We start from the raw sequence: 18,896 nt of genomic DNA on the forward strand, positions 1-18,896 counted from the left end.
TCAGGGTATCTCCGGCGGCTTGGGGCACATCGTCGAGTTGTCCGGGAAGTTCGACAGCTGCGCGGCCAGCGTCAGCGCGGCGGCCTCGGGGATGTCGCCGCCCTTGACGCCCGCGACGGCGACGCCGGCGCTGCACGTGACGTAGAGGTTCGCGCGCAGCATCGCGCCCATCGCGTCCTGGGTCGAAGTCGCGGAGTTCGCGAGGTGGCCGAGCCACGTCAGGTAGAAGAGATAGCTCTCGGTCGTCCCGCTGTTCGGCCGGTAGGCGAGCGCGTTGAAGAATCTGTTGAAGATCGCGAAGCCGGTCGTCAGCTGCGGCGTCGCGGCCGCGAGCTGCCGCGCCGCCGGGCGGAGCGTCGTGATGACCGGCGTCGCCTCCCGCGTGAACGGGCGGATCTGGTCGCGGACGATCGGCGTCGTCTCCGTCAGGAACGGGCGGGTCGCTCTCAGCGCGGGGCCGAGGTTGCGGGCGAACGGCCGCAGCGCCTCGAGTGCCGGGCCCGCCTCGCCGGCGAACTCGCCGGCCGCCTCCAGCGCGCTCTTCGTCTGCTGGAGCGTGCCGGGCAGCGCGGCGAGCGTCTGCTCGATGTTCGCGCCCTGGTCGGCGAAGCGGCGCAGCGCCGCCTGCGATGCGTCGACGAACCGCGTCAGCTCGCGGTTGTTTCTGCCGAGCGCCTGCGTGAACTTGCCGAAGTTCGTGATCGCGCGTCTGATGTGTCTGCGGCGCTCGATCAGCAGCTCCGACGCCCGCTTCCCGTCTCGGGCGAGCGGGTCGAACATGCGGAACGCCTGCGCCAGCTCCTCGCCGTTGCCCTCGAGGCCGATCGCGGCGCCGTTCAGCAGCAGCTGCAGGTAGGCGCGCGTGTCGCGGTCGAGGACGGCGAGCAGCTCGTCGAGGTTGACGTCGGGCAGCGTCTGCGAGACCGGGATCGTGTAGCCCTCCTCGACCGGTCCGCGGCCGTCCTCCCTCGAGCCGGGGTCGAGCTCGACGACCATGTCCTTGAGGCCGGTCTTCGGCCGCAGGAGCATCGTCGCGTTCGGGTAGATCTCCTTGTATCTGTCGCTGATCCGCATCGTGACGAGCGCGCGGCCGTTCGCCAGCTCGACGTTGGAGATCTCGCCGACCTGGACGCCGGCGATGTCGACGGTCTGCCCCTGGCCCGGCGTGATCGCCTGCGCGGTCTCGAACTCGCCCTTGATGACGAAGTCGTCTCTGCCGACGATCGGCACCCAGCCAGGGAAGTAGATCCGCTGGTGGGCGAGGATGTAGCCGCCGACTATCGCCGCGACGACGACGAGCGCCAGGATCGCGATGAAGTCGCGCAGGTGCTTCCGGATCGCCAGCTTCATCTGGTCTCACCCCCCGCGAGCGGGTTGAGCCGCGACAGCAGCCGCGCCCCGAGCGACGTGTTCGCGCCGGCGTTCTCGCCCGCGCCCGCGGCGGCCGGCACCGGCGCGGCCGGCGGTGTCGTCGCACCGGGCGGCAGCGGCCGTCTGTACGGCGGCGGCGTCGGAATCTGCATGTTCTGCGGCGGGGCGCCGGGGCCGGCCTGCGGGCCGTTGAGGTCGGGCTTGCGGCTCTGGTGGCAGGGCACGTCGGTCCGCACCGTCGGCGTCGTCGCCGGATAGAGCGGGCGGGTGCCGCGCGGCTGCTCGGTGTGGTTGCCGATCAGCGTGCGGACGTCGTCGGAGCCGCCGGCGGGTTTCAGGTATCTCGAGACGCCGCCGAGCACCTGCCACTCGCCGCCGCCGGCCGACGCGCGCAGGTAGGCGCCGTTGCCGTCGAAGCCCTGCCCCGCGCTCGTCATGCCGACGAGGCCGTACCAGAACTCCTTGTAGCTCTCGACGATGCTGCCGTCGGCGCGGCGGGTCGTCAGCGCGCCGTCCTGCAGGCCGACGTTGCCGGTCGGCAGGATCACCTTCGAGAAGCACTGCGAGAAGCGGTTGATCTCCGGCAGCAGTCTCAGCGACGCCGAGGTCAGTCTCGCGAGGTCGCTGGTCGTCGGCGTCAGCTCGCGCATCAGGCCCTGCAGCTCGTCGGGGCCGAGCAGCGCCCGCGTCTGCGCGATCCAGGGGAAGGAGGCGTCGACCGTCGCGGCCGTCTGCCGGACGCCCGGGAGGATCTCCTTCGCGAAGGCCCGCACCGTCGGCAGCGCGTCATCGATTCTGCGCAGCGACGCTCTCGCCGTCGACAGCGTCGCCGGCAGCAGCCGCAGCGTGTCGGAGAGCGCGCCGCTCTGGTTGGCGAATGCGGCGGCGGTGAGGTTGAGGTTGACGATCAGGTCCTGGAGCTGGCGCTCGCTGCCCTCGAGCCCTCTCGACAACCTTCCGATCGCGGCGATCGTGCGCGCGATGTCGCGCGGGTCCTCGCCGAGCAGCGCGTCGCCGACGACGGCGGCGCCCTTCAGCGCCGGGCCCGCCGCATCGTAGGAGCGGTTTATCGCCTCCGCGCCGGTCAGCCCGCGGACCTCGGGCGGCAGCTGCTCGTCCTGCTCGGCCGTCGGCTTCGAGCTGAGCGCGGCGCCGTACTCCTTCAGCAGGATCTGCAGGTCCTCGCGCGAGTCGGACTGCAGCGCCGTCAGCAGCTCGTCGAGCTGGACCGGCGTCGAGGTCTGCGCGACGCCGATCGTCCCCCCGCTCTCGACCTCGCCGGAGCCGGGCGTGCCGGGCTTGACGTCGACGAAGAAGTTGCCCTCGAGGAAGATGCGCGGCCGGATCTTCAGCGTCGCGTCCTCGTGGATCGGCAGTCCCTCGTCGTCGATCTCCATCTTGACGTAGGAGTAGTCGGTGTCCTTGTAGCGCCCGACCTCCTTGACCTCGCCGACGTTCACGCCGGCGATGCGGACCGGCGAGCCCGGGCGCAGGTTGTTGGCCGTCTCGAAGACCGCCGTCACCTGGTAGCCGTGCGTGAAGGGGATGTCCTTCGTGAAGGCGAGGTAGATCGGCACGATCAACGCGACGATCGCGACGAGGCCGAGCCGGAAGCGGCTCCACTGCTTGCGGCGCGTCGGCGGGACGGCGCGGCTGTCTCTTCTGCCGCTCATCTTCTCGCCGCCGCCGGGAAGTCGAGGATGTTGCCGGGCACGTTGAAGCGGGTCGTCGGCGTCTGGCCGGGCGGGTTGCCGATCACCGTTCTGCCGATGTCGTAGCGCTCCGTGCCGGCCATGCAGATCCCGTTCTGGCCCGGCGCGCCGACGTATGGGTAGGGGTTCGCGTGGAGGTGGTTGGTCGGGTCCGTGCCGAAGGTCGGCGGTCCGTCGGCCGGCGCGCCGGCCGGCCCGCCCTCGCTGTTGGGCCCGATCGGGCCGCCGAACGGCTGGAGCGTGATCCACGAGCCCTGCGGTCTGCCGCCGGCGTCGCGATCGAGCAGCGCGCGGTTGGCGTTGTTGAGCAGCAGGCCGACGTAGTTGCAGGTCGTCTGGACCGACGAGAGGTTGGCGATCGTCGGCGAGAGGACGTTGACCGTTCTGTGCAGGCCGGCGATGCCGATCGGGACCTGCGGGTCCTCGGCGAACGCCTGCAGCGATCTCATCGAGCGGGCGAGCCGCTCGTTCAGCGCCGAGGCGCGCTTGATCGTTCTCGTGCCGACGGTGAACGCCTCCGCCAGCGCCGGCGCCGAGGCGCGCAGCGCTCTCGCGCCCGGCTGCAGCTCGCGGAAGAAGCCGGCCGAGTTGGCGAGGAAGGTCCGCTGGAACGGGAAGGCCTCGATCGCCGCCTCCATCGCCGGCGGGCCGCCGGTGATCGAATCCTGCATGTACGGTCGCGCGATCGCCGCGAACGCCTCGAACGTCGTCGAGAGGTTGCGGAACAGCTGGCCCTGCTGCTCGGCGACCGGCGCGACCGCGCCGGCGGTGCGGCCGAGCGCCTGCCAGAACTCGGCGAAGCCGGTGCGCGGGTCGGTCAGGTTCTGGAGGACCGGGATCGCCCCTCTCGTGAGCGGATCGAGCTCGACGATCGCGGCGTTGAGGTCGAGACCGCGGCCGGCGAGCGCCTCGCTGAAGATCTTCAGGTTCTCTCTGTTCGCGATCCGCGTTCTCTCGTCGAACATGTTGAGGAACTGGTCGATCTCGACCGGCTCCGGCGTCGCCTGGCCGAGGTCGATCTCGGCGCCGTCGGGCAGCCCCTCGCTCGAGGCGCCGCGCGTGATCTCGAGGTACTTGAGGCCGACCGCGGAGCGCGGGCGGACGATCACGGTCGAGTCCTGCGGCAGCGGATCGACCTTGGTGTCGAGCTTCAGCGTCAGTCTCGCGGTCACCTTGCCGTCGTCGTGCGTGACCGGGTCGATCGACGAGATGATCCCGACGCGGTCGCCGCCGATCCGCACCTCGTTGCCGGTCACGAGGTTCGCGGCGTCGGGGACGTTCGCGTACAGCCGGTAGGTCGGCACGAACGGCAGGCCGTTGTTGGCGTTGTAGGCGAGGAAGACGGCGACGATCACGACCAGCACGGTCGCGGCGCCGATCAGGACCGGGTTGGCCGCCACGGAGGTGCTGCGCCTCATCGCGTCGCCTCGCTTCCGAGCAGGTAGCCGAGCACGCCGGCGCGCGGGTCCTCCGTCGCGTCGCCCGCGCCGTCGTCGGCAGCGGCGGTGTCGCTCCCCGCGGCCGCGTCGTGCTGGTCCGCTTCGGGCTCGGACGGACCGGCGAGGCCGATCGACGGGATCGTCAGCGCGCGCTTCCCGTTCGCATCGTCGGCGGCCGAGGGCGAGTCGTCGGACGCGGCGCTCGCCGTCGCCGCGGAGGTGAGCCCCAATCTCTCGAGGCGGTTGAGGCTGATGTCGCACCCGGTCGTTCTGACTCTGTACGCCATGCAGGTGCCGTCGATCGCCAGGAACGTCCGCAGGTAGTGGCTGACGTCGTCGTAGCCGTTCATCGCGCCGGCGAAGCCGAGCACCGTGCCCATGAACCGGTCGATGCCTCTCTGCTGCTCGAGGTCGGCGAGGCCGACGGCGAGGTTTCTCGCCAGCGGGCCGGTCGAGCGTGCGAGGCCGCGGATGTCCTGGATCACCGGTCTCGCCGCGATCAGCGCTCTGCGCGTGATCTCGGAGGCGTCGCCGAGCGTGCGGAAGGTCGGCAGCGCCGCCTCGGAGAACGGGCCGAGCTGCTCGAAGATCTGGTTGACCGACGGCGCAGCGACTCTCAGGTCGGCGAAGACCGGCGTCGCCGCTCTGGAGAACTCCTCGAATCTCGCCATCGTCGGCTGCAGCTCGCGCAGCAGTCGTGGGAACAGCTCGAAGTTGCGCTCGAGCGCGTCGCCCTCCTCCGCGGTCGCCTCGGCCGTGATGCCGGCCTTGTCGATGAAGTTCGAGATCCGGTCGGCCTCGCGCGCCACCGGCTGCAGCGCCGCGTCGGAGTCCTCGGCCAGCTTCGCGAGCACTCTGTTCTGGTCGGCGAGGATCTTGATCAGCTCGTCGAGCTCGTCGAGCGCCGGGAAGGCGCGGCGGACGACCGCTCTCAGCTCCTCGCCGTTGCCCGCGAGGCCGGTGCCGAACTCGTTGAGGATCAACGCGAACCGCTGCTGCTCGGGCAGGCGCATGATGTTGCCGACCGTGTCGAGGTCGACCGCCGAGTGGGTGTTGGTGACCGGCAGCAGCAGCTGTCCCTCGCCCGGGCCGTCCTCGATCTCTCTCAACGGCGGCGCCTGCGGCGCACCGTCGGGCTTCGGCTGCGTCGGCTCGCAGGCGACGTACTTCTCGCCGAGCAGCGACTGCAGCCGGACGGAGCATCTCGCGTCGCGCTTGAAGTTTCTGAAGGCGGGATCGGTGATCTCGAGCACGACGACGGCCTTCTTGTCGGGCGTGACGTCGAGCGAGTCGATCGTGCCGACGACGACGCCCGAGACCTTCACGTCCTCTCCCGGGACGAGGAAGCCGGCGTTGTCGAAGACCGCGCGGATCTTGTAGCTGTCGTCGTCGCTGACGGCGCCGGTGCCGATCACGAGCGCGACCAGCACGACGAGCACGAGCGCTCCGATGGCGAGCAGGCGTCTCATGGGCCGGGCGGGAGGTCGGAGGGATCGCAGTCGCCGCCGGGTGCGTCCCACGGGTTGGAGCCGTCGGGGCGGGCCTGGCTGCCGGAGCCGGGGCAGCGCCGCAGCGCGTCGCCTCTCTGGCCGGCGAAGCGCTGGTCGGGCGAGACGGGCTGCAGCGTCTGGCTGCCGTCGGCGCCCTGCACGTATCTGAAGGCGCCGAAGATCGGCAGCGCGCGGACGTAGTGCCCGTTGGCGTCGTAGTTGGCCGCCGCCTGGCCGGTCGACTGCAGCCAGCCGACGAGCTCGGGCGTGTACGGGCGCAGGAAGTCGACGACCGGCTGGCCCATTCTCATCGCACGGACCGAATTCCTGAACGAGGGCGAGCCGACCTGCTGCAGCCGCGGCTGCATGCGGACGAGGTCGGTCGCGTCGTTGCCCGGTCCGGGCGTGTTGACGAAGGCGCTGAGATCCTCGAAGGTCGGCACCGCGGCGTCGACCAGCGGGCGGAACTCGCGGAAGAATCTGTCGAGGTCGACCGTCGCCGGCTTGGAGGCTGCGACGAGCGGATCGAGGTCGTCGAGCGCGGCGCGCACGTCGCGGAAGGTCGTGTTGGCCTCCTTCAGCGTCCCCGGCGCCTCGGCGAGCGCCTGCGAGAAGTTCTCGTTCTGGTCGGCGATCGCGCCGAACATCGCGTTGAGGCTGCCGACCATCTGCGTCAGCTCGGTGCGCCGCTCGGAGACCGACGCGAGCACGCGCGCGGTGCTGACGATCGCGTCCTCGAGGATTCTGTCGTCGCGCGACATCTCGCGCACGAGCCGGGTCGTCGCCGACAGCGCCGGGCTGAAGTACTTCGCCGCCTCGGAGACCTCTCTCTCCTTGCCGGCGTACTGCGTGGCGCCGCCCTTGAAGACCTCCTGGAGCCCTCTGCGCGTTCTCTCGTCGAGCGTGTTGAAGAGCTGGTCGAGGTCGACGACCGTCGTCGTGTCCTCGACGCCGAGCGTCGCGCCGTCGGACAGCTCGGGCGCGTTGTTGGGGCCCGGCGACAGCGAGATGTAGCGGTTTGCGACGCTGGAGAGCGACGCGAGCCGGATCTCCGCCGTCGTGCCCTCGTGCAGCGGCGCGTACGGCTCATCGACGGTGATCGTGACCGCGGCGAGGTTGTCGTCGGTGAGCTCGATCTCGTCGACGTTGCCGATGCGGCGGCCGCCGATCTGGACGTCGTTGCCTCTCACGAGCTGGCCGGCTGTCTGGAAGATCAGTCTGTACTGCTGGCCCCCGCCGCCGCCGAGCAGCACGATCGCCACGACGGCGACGACGAGCAGCAGGGCGCCGAGCGCGGCAGCGCGCGCGACGGTCATGCGGCCACCGTCCGCGGGTCGCGGCCGGCACGGCTCAGGCGCGGCGTTTGACGGGTCAGGTCAGACAAGTCTCGAGCTCTGATAGAGAGTCAGGGTCGGGGGTTGCGGGCGCTCAGCCCTACTCCATGCCAAGGGGGCCCTGGGACTCCCCGCTGAGGAACTGGCGGACGAACGGGTTCTCGGACTCGAACAGGTCTCTCGCGGGCCCGGACTCGACGATCCGGCCGCGCCACAGGACCGCGATGAACTCCGCGACGCGGCGGGCGCTGGCGATGTCGTGCGTGATCACCACGTAGGCGCCGCCGTTCTCCGCGTGGACCTCCTTGATCAGCTCGCACAGCAGCGCGGTGCGGACCGGATCGAGGCCGGAGTCCGGCTCGTCGAAGAGGACGATCTCGGGATCGAGCACGAGCGCCCGGGCGAACCCGGCGCGCTTGCGCATCCCGCCCGAGAGCTCGTTCGGCATCTTGTCGTGGGAGCCTGCCAGGCCGACTTCCTTCAGGCGCCGGTTGACGATCTCGTAGATCTCGTCCTCGCCCTTGTCGGTGTGCTGGCGCAGCGGGAAGGCGACGTTGTCGTAGAGGTTCATCGACCCGAACAGCGCGCCGTCCTGGAAGAGGACGCCGAACTTCTTGCGCATCTCGAAGAGGTCGTCGTCGACCATATTCGGGACCGACTCGCCGTGGACGAGGATGTCGCCCTGGTCGGGGTAGAGGAGCCCGACCATGTGCTTGATGCAGACCGACTTGCCGGTGCCCGAGGGCCCAAGGATCATCGAGATTCTGCCCTCGGGGATGCCGAGGTTGAGGCCGCGCAGCACTCTGTTGCGGCCGAACGCCTTGTGCACGTCGACGAACTCGACGGCGTCCTCGACGCCCTCGACCGCATGGCGGGCCTCGGTGTGCCAGCGGAACTCGTCCTCGTCGTCGGCGGCGGGCGCCGGAGCGCCCTCCGAGACGACGGAGACGCGCGGCTCCGCGCGCTCCTCGCGCTCGTAGAGCTCGAGCTCCCCCGGCTGGTCGTCGAACTCGTCGAGCACGTCGGGCTCGTCGTGGTCGAGGATCTCACCGCCGAGGGGATCGCGCTCGTCCGCGAGCCGCTCCTCGTCGAGCCGGTCCTTGTCGGAGTCCGAGCGGCTCACGTCATCCCTCCAATGTCGAGACAGGGCGTCATCAGCGGATCAGGTTGATCTCCGGGTGGGTCGCGAGCAGCGTCTGGGTGAAGACGTAGTTGAACGCGAAGATGCCCATGAACGCTATGACGACCGCCTGGTTGACGGCGCGGCCCACTCCCTCCGCCCCGCCGGACGCGGTCATCCCCTTGTAACAGCAGACGATCGCGATGATCGCCCCGAACAAGGTCGTCTTCAGCAACGAGCCCCACAGGTCGGTCGTCGAGGCGTTGGTCAGGAAGGTCGCGAAGAACGGTCCGAGCGGCGCGCCGTTGACGAGCGTCGCGATGACGCCGCCGAAGATGCCGAACAGGAGCGCGTAGATGTCGAACAGCCCGGTCACGAGCATCAGCGCGAGGAAGCGCGGCACGACCAGGTTCTTGACCGGGTCGACGCCGAGCACCTGCAGCGCGTCGAGCTCCTCGCGGATCTTGCGCGCGCCGAGGTCGGCGGTGATCGCGGTCCCGGCGACGCCGGCGAGCACGATCGCGCTCACGAACGGCGCGAACTCGCGGATCGACGCGAGCACGAAGAAGCCGCCGAGGCGGTCGAGCGCTCCGAACAGGACGAGGAAGTTCGCCGCCTGCAGGCCCGGCGCGCCGTAGCCGAACGCCACCGTCGAGACGAGCAGCGGGAACCAGCAGAGCTTCAGCGCGAAGAGGAACTGCGAGACGAACTCACCGCCGTACGGGTACGGCGGACGGACCGTGGAGACGATCGTCTTGCCCGTCAAGATCATCATGTCACCGACTTCCTCGAGGGCGTTCCTCGTGGGAAGCAGCGCTCGGTCGGCGACCGTTCGGACCATCTCTCTCCGTCCTCCCTGGAAAAGCGACAGAAGTTGCCCTAGCTGGCAGCTTCTGGGCACAGCGTATGACACGGCCGGGACGCATGCCAAACGGGAACCGTCGCGTCCCTCCGGCCAAGAGACACGCCGATCTATATACATCTGGCATCGGCGTTTGCGCCGCTTCGGCAACCAGCGAACGGCGACCTGCGGCCGTGCTATGTTCGCGCCGCTGTGAACGGGAGAGGAGCGATCCTGCGAGGAGGGACGGCGGCCGCCGCGGCTGTCGCGTTGGCGTTCGCCGCGGGCTGCGGCGGCGGCGAGCGACAGGACGCGGGCGTGACCGCCGCGACCTACACGGTCGCCGAGCCGGTCGTGACCTTCCCGGCGAAGCAGGAGCTCGCCGAGGAGTCGGAGCTGCGCATCGCCGTCAGAAACGTCGGCAGAGACGAGATCCCCAACCTGGCGGTCACGATCGAGGCCGACAGAGAGGGCACGCGCGCGGCGGCCTTCGGCGCGCTCAGCGAGCAGCCCGGGATCAAGTCGCGCTCGCGCCCGGTCTGGATCCTCGAGGACACGACGGGCATGACCGCGTTCGCCAACACCTGGGCGCTCGGCCCCGTCGCGCCCGGCGCGACGCAGACCTTCAGCTGGCGCCTGTCGGCGATCAGAGCCGGCAGATGGAGCGTCGACTGGCGGCTCGCCGGCGCGCTCGGCAACAAGGCCAGAGTCGTGCAGGCGGACGGCCGCGCGGCGAGCGGCTCGCTCACCGTCGACATCTCGCGCAAGCCCGGCCAGGCGCGGGTCGACGAGAACGGGGACGTCGTGCGCGTCTCCGGCCGCGACTTCGACGAGTCGTCGCGCTGATCACGCCGGCGGCCGGCCGCCCCCTCCGTCGACGCAAAGGCCCGCGACGTTCCCACGCCGCGGGCCCCTGCTGCACGGACCGGCACCGCCCGTCATTACGATGCCGGAGCCGAGATCGGACACCTCCGGAGCGATCGCCTGACGCGTGGCCGGCGGCTCGGCTCCGCTCTCTCTCGTGAGGTCCTTGGACCCCTCCCGGACCGGGTCCTGAGCGACCCGGACGGCTCATGCGTTGACGGTGACGAGCAGTCTGCGCCAGCCGGCACGCCCCTTCTTTGGCCATCTGGCGAAAGATCGGGGCGCCAGCTTCGCCACCGCTCGCGGCCCGCGCGCGCGTGTTACTGAAGCGCGACGCCGATGCGCCCGCACGACGTCGAATGAGCGCATGTCAGCGGGGCGAACCGGGCGCGCGTTCCTTTGGACATGCGGATAGTGTCGTCTCTGCAGAACCTTCGTAGGCTCGCTGCGCACGGAAATCACGAGCCACCGTCCCACCGCCGCAAGACAGCCGCGGCGCCGCTCCGGAAGCCCGGCTGCGGGACGATGGAAAGGAACAACCCGTCTATGCCCAGACTCCGTCAAGAGAACGTCACCGCGGCCCAGTGGTCCCCCAACGGCGCCACGCTCGGGGCGCAGGACCTGACGCATCCTGACAACCAGGTGTTCGGCGCGAACGTGTTCAGCCCCGCGGAGCAGCGCAAGCGCCTGCCGAAGGCCGTCTACAAGCAGCTCCAGTCGACGCTGGAGCGCGGCGAGGCGCTCGACAGCTCGCTCGCCGACGCCGTCGCGCTCGCGATGAAGGAGTGGGCGCTGGAGCGCGGCGCGACCCACTACGCGCACTGGTTCCAGCCGCTGACGGGCTCCACCGCGGAGAAGCACGACTCCTTCTACAGCCCAGCCGGCGACGGCACGGCGATCGCCGAGTTCTCCGGCAAGGAGCTGATCCAGGGCGAGCCGGACGCCTCCTCCTTCCCCACCGGCGGCATCCGCGCCACCTTCGAGGCGCGCGGCTACACCGCCTGGGATCCGACCAGCCCGGCGTTCATCCTCGAGAACCCCAACGGCGCGCTGCTGTGCATCCCGACCGCGTTCGCGTCGTGGACCGGCGAGGCGCTCGACAACAAGATCCCGCTGCTGCGCTCGATGGGCGCGCTCTCCGACTCCGCCGTCCGCGCCCTGCGGCTGCTCGGCGACGAGGAGGCCCAGCGCGTCTTCACGACCGTCGGCGCCGAGCAGGAGTACTTCCTGATCGACGAGCAGTACTTCTTCGAGCGCCCCGACCTGCTGACGACCGGCCGCACGCTGTTCGGCGCCCAGCCGCCGAAGGGCCACGAGCTCGACGACCACTACTTCGGCTCGATCCCGGAGCGCGTGCTCGCGTACATGCTGGAGGTCGAGGACGAGCTGGCGAAGCTCGGCGTGCCGATCAAGACCCGCCACAACGAGGTCGCCCCGGCACAGTACGAGATCGCCCCGATCTTCGAGAACTCCAACGTCGGCTCCGACCACCAGCAGCTGACGATGCAGGTGCTGCAGAACGTCGCCCGCCGCTACGGCCTCGTCTGCCTCCTGCACGAGAAGCCGTTCGCCGGCGTCAACGGCTCCGGCAAGCACAACAACTGGTCGATGAGCGCCGACCACGGCGAGAACCTGCTCGATCCGGGCGACACGCCGCACGAGAACCTCAACTTCCTGTTCTTCTGCACCGCGGTGATCCAGGCGGTCGACAAGCACCAGGGCCTCCTGCGTGCGACCGCCGCCGGCCCCGGCCAGGACCACCGCCTGGGGGCCAACGAGGCGCCGCCGGCGATCATCTCGATCTTCCTCGGCGAGGAGCTCGAGGGCGTCTACGCCGCGATCGAGAGCGGCGCGGCGAGCGAGTCGAGCGCCGGCTCGCTGCTCGGCCTCGGCACGCCGGTGCTGCCGCGCCTGCCGCTCCACGGCGGCGACCGCAACCGCACCAGCCCGTTCGCCTTCACCGGCAACAAGTTCGAGTTCCGCGCGATCGGCTCGACGCAGTCGGTCGCGCTGCCGAACACGGTCCTCAACACGATCGTCGCCGAGGCGATCGACGACCTCGCCGACCAGCTCGAGGCGGCGCTGAAGGGCGGCGCCTCGCTGGAGGAGGCGCTGCGCCCGGTGCTGCAGAAGAGCTATGCCGCGCACAAGCGGGTCGTCTTCGACGGCGACGGCTACTCGCAGGATTGGCACGAGGAGGCCGCGCGGCGCGGCCTGCTCAACCTCCGCACGACGCCGGACGCGCTGCCGTACTTCGTCAAGGAGAGCACCGTCGCGGCCTTCGAGCGCTACAGAGTGCTCTCCGAGCGCGAGCTGGAGTCCCGCTACGAGGTCTTCACCGAGCAGTACGCGGCCAAGATCAACATCGAGGCCGAGACCGCCGCGACGATCGCCCGCACGCTGCTGCTGCCGGCCGCCCTAAGGCAGCTCGCGCTCGTGAAGGAGGCGGGCGTCGACGCGCTCGTCACCGAGACGCAGGCCCTCGTCGAGCAGTTCGTGGCCGCGATCCAGGCGCTCGAGTCGGCCAACCTCAAGGAGAACCAGCAGGACGAGCCGCCGGCGACGTGGGCGAGCTTCCTGCGCGACAACGTCATCCCCGCGATGAACAAGGTCCGCGAGGTCGCCGACAAGCTCGAGAAGATCGTCGCCGACGACCTCTGGCCGCTGCCCAAGTACAGCGAGGTCCTCTTCATCAAGTAGGACCCCGCGACACGCGATCCCCGCGGCGCGCCTCAGGCGCCGACGCCGCGGCGGATCGCCTGGTCGATCGCCTGCGGCGAGAGGACGTGCTCGATCACCATGATCGCCGCACCGACGACGCCGGCGCGGTCGCCGAGGCCGCTCGGGACGACCCGCAGCTCCTCGGTCGCGAGCGGCAGCGAGCGCTGGAAGATCACCTCGCGCACGCCCGCGAGCAGCTGCTGGGAGGACTGGCCGACGTCGCCCCCGATCACGATCACCTCGGGGTTGAAGAAGTTGACGCAGCCGGCCAGCACCTCGCCGAGGTTGCGGCCGGCCTCGCGCACCAGCCGCGTCGCCGGCGCGCTCCCCTCCTTCACCAGCCGCACGACGTCGCGGCTCGTGCGCGCCTCGACGCCCTGCTCGGCGAGCCTGCGCGCGAGCGCCGCGCCGCCTGAGACGGCCTCGAGGCAGCCGACGTTGCCGCAGCGGCAGGTCGCCTCCTCGCCGGCGAGCCGGATGTGGCCGATGTCGCCGGCGGCGCCCTTCGCGCCGTGGTGGATCCTGCCCCTCGCGACGATCCCGCAGCCGATCCCCGTCCCGACCTTGATGAACAGCAGGTGGTCGCGGCCGCGCCAGTTGGCCCAGTGCTCGCCGAGCGCCATGATGTTGACGTCGTTGTCGACCAGCACCGGCGCGTCGTGGCGGGCGGCGAACCAGCCGGGGATGGAGAAGCCGTCCCAGCCCGGCATGATCGGCGGGTTGGCCGGCTCGCCGCGGTCGAAGGCGACCGGGCCGGGGACGCCGAGCCCGATGCCGCGGACGTGCGAGCTGGCCCGTCCGGCCTGCTCGAGCAGCGCGCCGAAGCGCTCGTCGACGATCGCGAGCACCGTCTCGGGGCCAGCGGCGATGTCCAGCTCCTCTATCTCCTCGGCGAGCGAGGCGCCGCCGAGGTCGCAGACGGCGAGGCGGCCGTGCGTGACGCCGAGGTCGCCGCAGAGCACGACGCCCGAGCCGTCGTTGAAGACGAGCGACGTCGGCGGCCGCCCGCCGGTCGAGTCGGCGCCGGCGGCCTCGTAGACCAGCTCGTGCCTGAGCAGCGTGTCGACGCGCTGGGCGACCGTCGAGCGCGCGAGGCCGGTTCGCCGCGCCAGCTCGGCTCGCGTGAGCGTGCCCGCGTCGCGGATCACCCGCAGGACGGTGCCGGCGCTTATCGCCTCTCCGGCGAGGGGTCGCGACGGGCCTTCCTGATCCTCGCGGGCTGCCACGACCCGGAAGTAAAGCACGGCAGACCGCCGACTTCAGCCGAGATCAATGCAAGAGTTCGGATAGATAGTTCGCTAACCGACAGACTTTTGCTTGACATACGGTAAAAGCCTGTGGGAAGGTCGGCAGCGTGAGTGGAGGAGCTCGGCTGCGAGCCGGCGTCGTCGGCGCCGGCTTCATCGGCGCGGTTCACGCGCGCTCTGCGCGGCTCGCCGGCGCCCGGCTGGTCGCCGTCGCGGCGTCGACGCCGGAGTCCTCGCGCGCAGCGGCGGGACGGCTCGGCGCCGAGCGGGCGTGCAAGTCGGGCGAGGAGCTGGTCGCCGCGGACGACGTCGATGTCGTCCACGTCTGCGCCCCCAACCACCTCCACCTGCCGCTCGCGCGCGCCGCGCTGGAGGCCGGCAAGCACGTGATCTGCGAGAAGCCGCTGGCGCTCGACGACGACGGCGCGGCCGAGCTGGTCGCCGCCGCCTCCGCCGGCGGGCTGCAGGCGGCGGTTCCCTTCGTCTACCGCTACTACCCGATGGTGCGCGAGGCGCGCGAGCGGCTGCGCGGCGGGCGCAGCGGCCCGCTGCGCCTGCTGCACGGGACCTACCTGCAGGACTGGCTGTCGCTGCCGGCCGACGCCAACTGGCGCGTCGAGCGGCGGCTCGGCGGCGCCTCGCGCGCCTTCGCCGACATCGGCTCGCACTGGTGCGACCTGGCCGAGTTCGCCTCCGGCCACCGCATCGTCCGCCTCAGCGCGCGCACGGCGACCGTCGTGCCGGAGCGCAGCGCGAGCGGGACGGCCGCGTTCGCGCGCCGCGACGACGACGGGCCGCGGCAGCCGGTCGACACCGAGGACGTCGCGCTGGTGCAGTTCGAGACCGACGGCGGCGCGCTCGGCTCCGTCGTCGTCAGCCAGGTCTCCCCCGGCCGCAAGAACCGCCTCTGGATCGAGTGGGACGCGGCCGACGCGGCGCTCGCCTTCGACCAGGAGCAGCCCGAGCTGCTGTGGTGCGGCCGGCGCGACGGCGTCGCGCTCGCGCTCCGCGACGATGCCGCCCTGAGCGCCCCGGCCGCCCGCTTCGCGACGCTGCCCGCCGGCCACCCGCAGGGCTACGGCGACTGCTTCGACGCCTTCGTCGCCGACGTCTACGCGGCGATCGCCGACGGCGAGGCGGCCGACGGTCTGCCGCGCTTCGCCGACGGGCGCCGCGCCGTCCAGATCACCGAGGCGGTGCTCGGCTCGGCCGCCGCCGACGGGGCGTGGACGGCGGTCCCGGCGCCGGCGCTTGCGGAGGCGCGGCCGTGAAGCTCGGCCTGCTGACCGCCTGCATGCCGGAGCGGCCGCTGGAGGAGGTCGCACGCTGGGCCGGCGCGAACGGCTACGAGGCGCTCGAGCTGGCGGCATGGCCGACGATCGGCGACCGGCCGTTCACCGCCTCCCATCTCGCCGCCGACGCCTTCGACGGCCGCGAGCGCGAGCGGGTCGCCGAGGCGCTGGAGGGGAACGGGCTGACGCTCTCGGCGCTCGCCTACTACGACAACAACCTCCACCCCGACCCCGTCGAGCGGGCGGCGATCCACGCGCACGTGCGCGCGTGCGTCGATGCGGCCGCCGCGCTCGGCGGCGTGCCGGTCGGCACCTTCGTCGGCCGCGACCCAGGCCGCAGCGTCGCCGACAACCTGCGCGAGGCCGAGCGCGTGCTGCCGCCGCTGGTCGACTACGCCGGCGAGCGCGGCGTGCGGCTGATGATCGAGAACTGCGTGATGGAGGGCTGGCACCCGGACGGCTATCCCGGCAACCTCGCCTACTCGCCGGAGCTGTGGGAGTGGATGTTCGACCTGGGGCTCTACCTCAACTTCGACCCCTCCCACCTGCTGTGGCTGGGCATCGACCCCGTCGAGGCGCTGGAGCCGTACGTCGACCGGGTCGCCCACGCGCACGCCAAGGACGCCGAGACCTTCGCCGCCAGACGCAACCGCTACGGCTTCTTCGGCCGTCTCTCGACGCGCGCGACCGACCCGTGGGAGATGGGCTGGTGGCGCTACCGCATCCCCGGGCTCGGCGAGGTCGACTTCCGCCGCTACGTCGACACGCTCTACGCCGGCGGCTTCGACGGCGTGCTGTCGGTCGAGCACGAGGATCCCGTCTGGGGCGGCACGCCCGGGAAGGTCGAGCAGGGCCTCGTGCTCGCCCACCGCAACCTGCGACCGCTGCTGGTGGCGTGATGGCGCCGGTGCTCGAGGTCCGCGGGCTGGTCAAGGAGTACCCGGGCGTGAAGGCGCTGAAGGGGGTCGACTTCGCCGTCGAGCGCGGCGAGGTCCACTGCCTGCTCGGGCCCAACGGCGCCGGCAAGTCGACGCTGATCAAGTGCGTCTCCGGCGCCGTCGCGCCGACCGCGGGCGAGATCCTGCTCGACGGCGATCCGCTCCCCGTCGGCGACCCGTCCGCGTCGCTGCGGCGCGGGGTCGCGACGATCTACCAGGAGCTCGACCTCGTCGACGAGCTGACCGTCGCGCAGAGCGTCTTCCTCGCCCACGAGCCGCGCCGCGGCCCCTTCCTCGATCTCGAGCGGATGCGCCGCGACGCGGCCGCGCTGCTCGCCCGGCTCGGCCACGAGGCGATCGATCCGCGCACGAAGGTGCGCGAGCTGCGGCCGGCGGCGCAGCAGGTCGTCTCGATCGCCCGCGCGCTCTCCCACGACGTGCGGCTGCTGATCATGGACGAGCCCTCCGCGATCCTCGACGACGGCGAGATCGAGACGCTGTTCGGGGTCGTGCGGCGGCTGACCGCCGACGGCGTCTCGGTCGTCTACATCTCCCACCGGCTCGACGAGATCCGCCGCATCGGCGACCGCGTGACGGTGCTGACCGACGGGCGCACCGCGGCGACCGACCTGCCGGCCGCGACGCCGACCGACGAGCTGGTCGAGCTGATGGTCGGGCGCGCCGTCGAGCAGCTCTACCCGGAGCGGCCGCATGCCTCCGGCGAGGTCGTGCTCGACGTCCGCGGCGTGCGGCGCCTGCCGTCGGTCCGAGCGGTCTCGCTGCAGGTGCGCGCCGGCGAGGTCGTCGGCCTCGGGGGCCTCGTCGGCTCCGGGCGGACCGAGCTGCTGCGGCTGATCTACGGCCTCGACGCACCGCAGGCCGGCGAGGTCCGCGTCGGCGGCAGACGGCTGCCGCCGGGTCGCCCCGACCGCGCGATCGCCGCCGGGCTCGGGCTGGCGCCCGAGGACCGCAAGTCGCAGGGCCTGCTGCTCGACTGGAGCCTGACCAAGAACGTCAGCCTCGCCGACCTCGGCCGCTTCGAGCGCGGGCTGCTGAGCGTCCGCGCCGAGCGCGCCGCGGCGCGCGAGCAGCTGCAGCGGCTGCGGACCGTCCCGGCCGACGCCGAGCGGGCCGTGCGCGAGCTGTCGGGCGGCAACCAGCAGAAGGTCGTGCTCGCGCGCTGGCTGCTGCGCAGCTGCCGCGTGCTGCTGCTCGACGAGCCGACGCGCGGCGTCGACGTCGCCACGAAGGCCGAGCTCTACCGCGTGATCGGCGACCTCGCCGCCGCCGGCGTCGCGGTGCTCGTCGTCTCCTCCGAGCTCGGCGAGCTGGTCGGCATCTGCAGCCGCATCCTCGTGATGCGCGAGGGCGAGACCGTCTTCGAGGTCGACGGCGAGCGCGCCAGCGAGCGGGAGCTGCTGCGCCACGCCGTCGCGCCGACCGAAACCGCCGACCTGATCGAGGAGGTCACATGACGACGTCGCCCGCAAGCGGTCCGGGCACGGCGGCCGCGCCGCCGTCCGGGGGCGGCAGGGCGCGGCGCCTGTCCGGCGTCCGGCTGCAGGAGTACGCGCTCGTGCTCGTCGTGATCGCGCTGTTCGTCGCCGGCTCGATCCTCAAGCCCGACAGCTTCCCGACCTGGGACAACGTCCGCAACATGCTCACGCAGGCGAGCGTCGTCGGCGTGCTCGCGATCGGGATGACGTTCGTGATCGCGACCGCCGGCATCGACCTGTCGGTCGGCTCGATGGTCGCCGCGGCCGGGATGTTCGGCGGGGTGCTCGTCGATCCGGAGGGGTCGACGCTGCTGTTCGTCTTCGGCGCGCTCGCGTTCGCGACGGCGCTCGGGTCGATCAACGCGATCGCGGTCGCCTACGGGCGCGTCGTCCCGTTCATCGCGACGCTGGCGATGTTCTCGATCGCGCGCGGGATCGCGCTGCTGCTCAACGACAAGCTGCCGGTCGGGCTGCTGGAGCTCAACGGCGGCTCGTTCGGCGACCCCGCGCCGTTCTCGCTGATGTGGTTCGGGACGGGGCGGATCCTTGGGATCCCCGTCTCGGTCTACGTCTTCCTCGGCGTCGTGGTCGCCGGGTGGCTGGTCCTCAACCGCACCCGCTACGGCCGCTACGTCGTCGCCGTCGGCGGCAACCGCGAGGCGGCGCGGATCGCCGGCGTCCCGGTCCGGCGGACGATCCTCAGCGTCTACGTCCTGTCCGGCCTGCTCGCAGGCGTCGCGGCGGTGCTGCTGTGCGCACGCCTCGGCAGCGCCTCGCCGGTCAGCGGCAACCTCTACGAGCTCGACGCGATCGGCGCCGTCGTGATCGGCGGCACCAGCCTCGCCGGCGGCCGCGCGACGATCGTCGGCACGTTCCTCGGCGTGCTGACCTTCGCGTTGATCTTCAGCTTGATGACGCAGCTCGACCTGTCGACCGAGGTCCAGCAGGTCGTCAAGGGGGCGATCGTCCTCGGGGCGGTCCTCATCCAGCGGCCGGAGGCGCGGCTGTGAAACGTCCACACCGAAGGAGGA

14 protein-coding genes are annotated in these 18,896 nt (G+C 71.4%); 6 read left to right on the plus strand and 8 right to left on the minus strand.

All coding sequences use genetic code 11. The annotated features are described in order from the left end of the window. The 7 genes from BDZ31_RS11235 to BDZ31_RS11265 all read right to left on the minus strand — a co-directional run bounded on the left by BDZ31_RS11235 (position 1) and on the right by BDZ31_RS11265 (position 9,241). On the minus strand, positions 1–1,350 hold the full coding sequence (locus BDZ31_RS11235; RefSeq protein WP_183342031.1) for an MlaD family protein: 1,350 nt from the start codon (positions 1,348–1,350) through the stop codon (positions 1–3). Further along, a complete protein-coding gene (locus BDZ31_RS11240) occupies positions 1,347–3,044 on the minus strand; it encodes an MlaD family protein (RefSeq protein ID WP_183342033.1) in 1,698 nt (565 codons plus the stop codon). Before BDZ31_RS11240 ends, BDZ31_RS11235 begins: the two co-directional genes overlap by 4 nt. Next, a complete protein-coding gene (locus tag BDZ31_RS11245) occupies positions 3,041–4,501 on the minus strand; it encodes an MlaD family protein (RefSeq protein ID WP_183342035.1) in 1,461 nt (486 codons plus the stop codon). The genes BDZ31_RS11240 and BDZ31_RS11245 overlap by 4 nt, the downstream gene beginning before the upstream one ends. Further along, positions 4,498–5,991: an MlaD family protein gene (locus BDZ31_RS11250; protein WP_183342037.1), complete on the minus strand. Its 1,494-nt coding sequence runs from the start codon at positions 5,989–5,991 to the stop codon at positions 4,498–4,500. Before BDZ31_RS11250 ends, BDZ31_RS11245 begins: the two co-directional genes overlap by 4 nt. Then, positions 5,988–7,328: an MlaD family protein gene (locus BDZ31_RS11255; protein WP_183342039.1), complete on the minus strand. Its 1,341-nt coding sequence runs from the start codon at positions 7,326–7,328 to the stop codon at positions 5,988–5,990. Before BDZ31_RS11255 ends, BDZ31_RS11250 begins: the two co-directional genes overlap by 4 nt. 118 nt (positions 7,329–7,446) lie before the next feature. Next, complete coding sequence (locus BDZ31_RS24925; protein WP_183342041.1) at positions 7,447–8,469, minus strand: ATP-binding cassette domain-containing protein; 1,023 nt, start codon at positions 8,467–8,469, stop codon at positions 7,447–7,449. Positions 8,470–8,500: 31 nt separating this feature from the next. Continuing rightward, the gene (locus tag BDZ31_RS11265; protein ID WP_183342043.1) at positions 8,501–9,241 is read right to left on the minus strand and encodes an MlaE family ABC transporter permease; all 741 of its coding nucleotides are present in this window, start codon (positions 9,239–9,241) and stop codon (positions 8,501–8,503) included. 279 nt (positions 9,242–9,520) lie between these two features. On the opposite strand from BDZ31_RS11265, the gene BDZ31_RS11270 reads away from it, so the two are divergent. Beyond that, entirely contained in the window at positions 9,521–10,153 is a 633-nt protein-coding gene (locus BDZ31_RS11270) for a hypothetical protein (RefSeq protein WP_183342045.1), read from the plus strand. Positions 10,154–10,717: 564 nt separating this feature from the next. Further along, a complete protein-coding gene (locus tag BDZ31_RS11275) occupies positions 10,718–12,871 on the plus strand; it encodes a glutamine synthetase III family protein (RefSeq protein ID WP_183342047.1) in 2,154 nt (717 codons plus the stop codon). 32 nt (positions 12,872–12,903) lie between these two features. Here the strand turns inward: BDZ31_RS11275 and BDZ31_RS11280 are convergent, their stop codons facing one another. Then, the gene (locus BDZ31_RS11280) at positions 12,904–14,118 is read right to left on the minus strand and encodes an ROK family protein (RefSeq protein ID WP_183342049.1); all 1,215 of its coding nucleotides are present in this window, start codon (positions 14,116–14,118) and stop codon (positions 12,904–12,906) included. Between the two features lie 128 nt (positions 14,119–14,246). Here BDZ31_RS11280 and BDZ31_RS11285 point away from each other — a divergent pair, with 128 nt between their 5' ends. From BDZ31_RS11285 to BDZ31_RS11300, 4 genes are read left to right on the plus strand one after another with little or no spacing between them, the layout of a single operon-like run. After that, a complete protein-coding gene (locus BDZ31_RS11285) occupies positions 14,247–15,410 on the plus strand; it encodes a Gfo/Idh/MocA family oxidoreductase (RefSeq protein ID WP_183342051.1) in 1,164 nt (387 codons plus the stop codon). Further along, complete coding sequence (locus tag BDZ31_RS11290; protein WP_183342052.1) at positions 15,407–16,330, plus strand: TIM barrel protein; 924 nt, start codon at positions 15,407–15,409, stop codon at positions 16,328–16,330. The genes BDZ31_RS11285 and BDZ31_RS11290 overlap by 4 nt, the downstream gene beginning before the upstream one ends. Next, positions 16,330–17,844: a sugar ABC transporter ATP-binding protein gene (locus BDZ31_RS11295; protein WP_183342054.1), complete on the plus strand. Its 1,515-nt coding sequence runs from the start codon at positions 16,330–16,332 to the stop codon at positions 17,842–17,844. The genes BDZ31_RS11290 and BDZ31_RS11295 overlap by 1 nt, the downstream gene beginning before the upstream one ends. Beyond that, positions 17,841–18,875: an ABC transporter permease gene (locus BDZ31_RS11300; RefSeq protein ID WP_183342056.1), complete on the plus strand. Its 1,035-nt coding sequence runs from the start codon at positions 17,841–17,843 to the stop codon at positions 18,873–18,875. Before BDZ31_RS11295 ends, BDZ31_RS11300 begins: the two co-directional genes overlap by 4 nt. Positions 18,876–18,896: the final 21 nt, after the last annotated feature.

Origin of the sequence: Conexibacter arvalis (assembly GCF_014199525.1) — a bacterium.
Taxonomy (GTDB): domain Bacteria; phylum Actinomycetota; class Thermoleophilia; order Solirubrobacterales; family Solirubrobacteraceae; genus Conexibacter; species Conexibacter arvalis.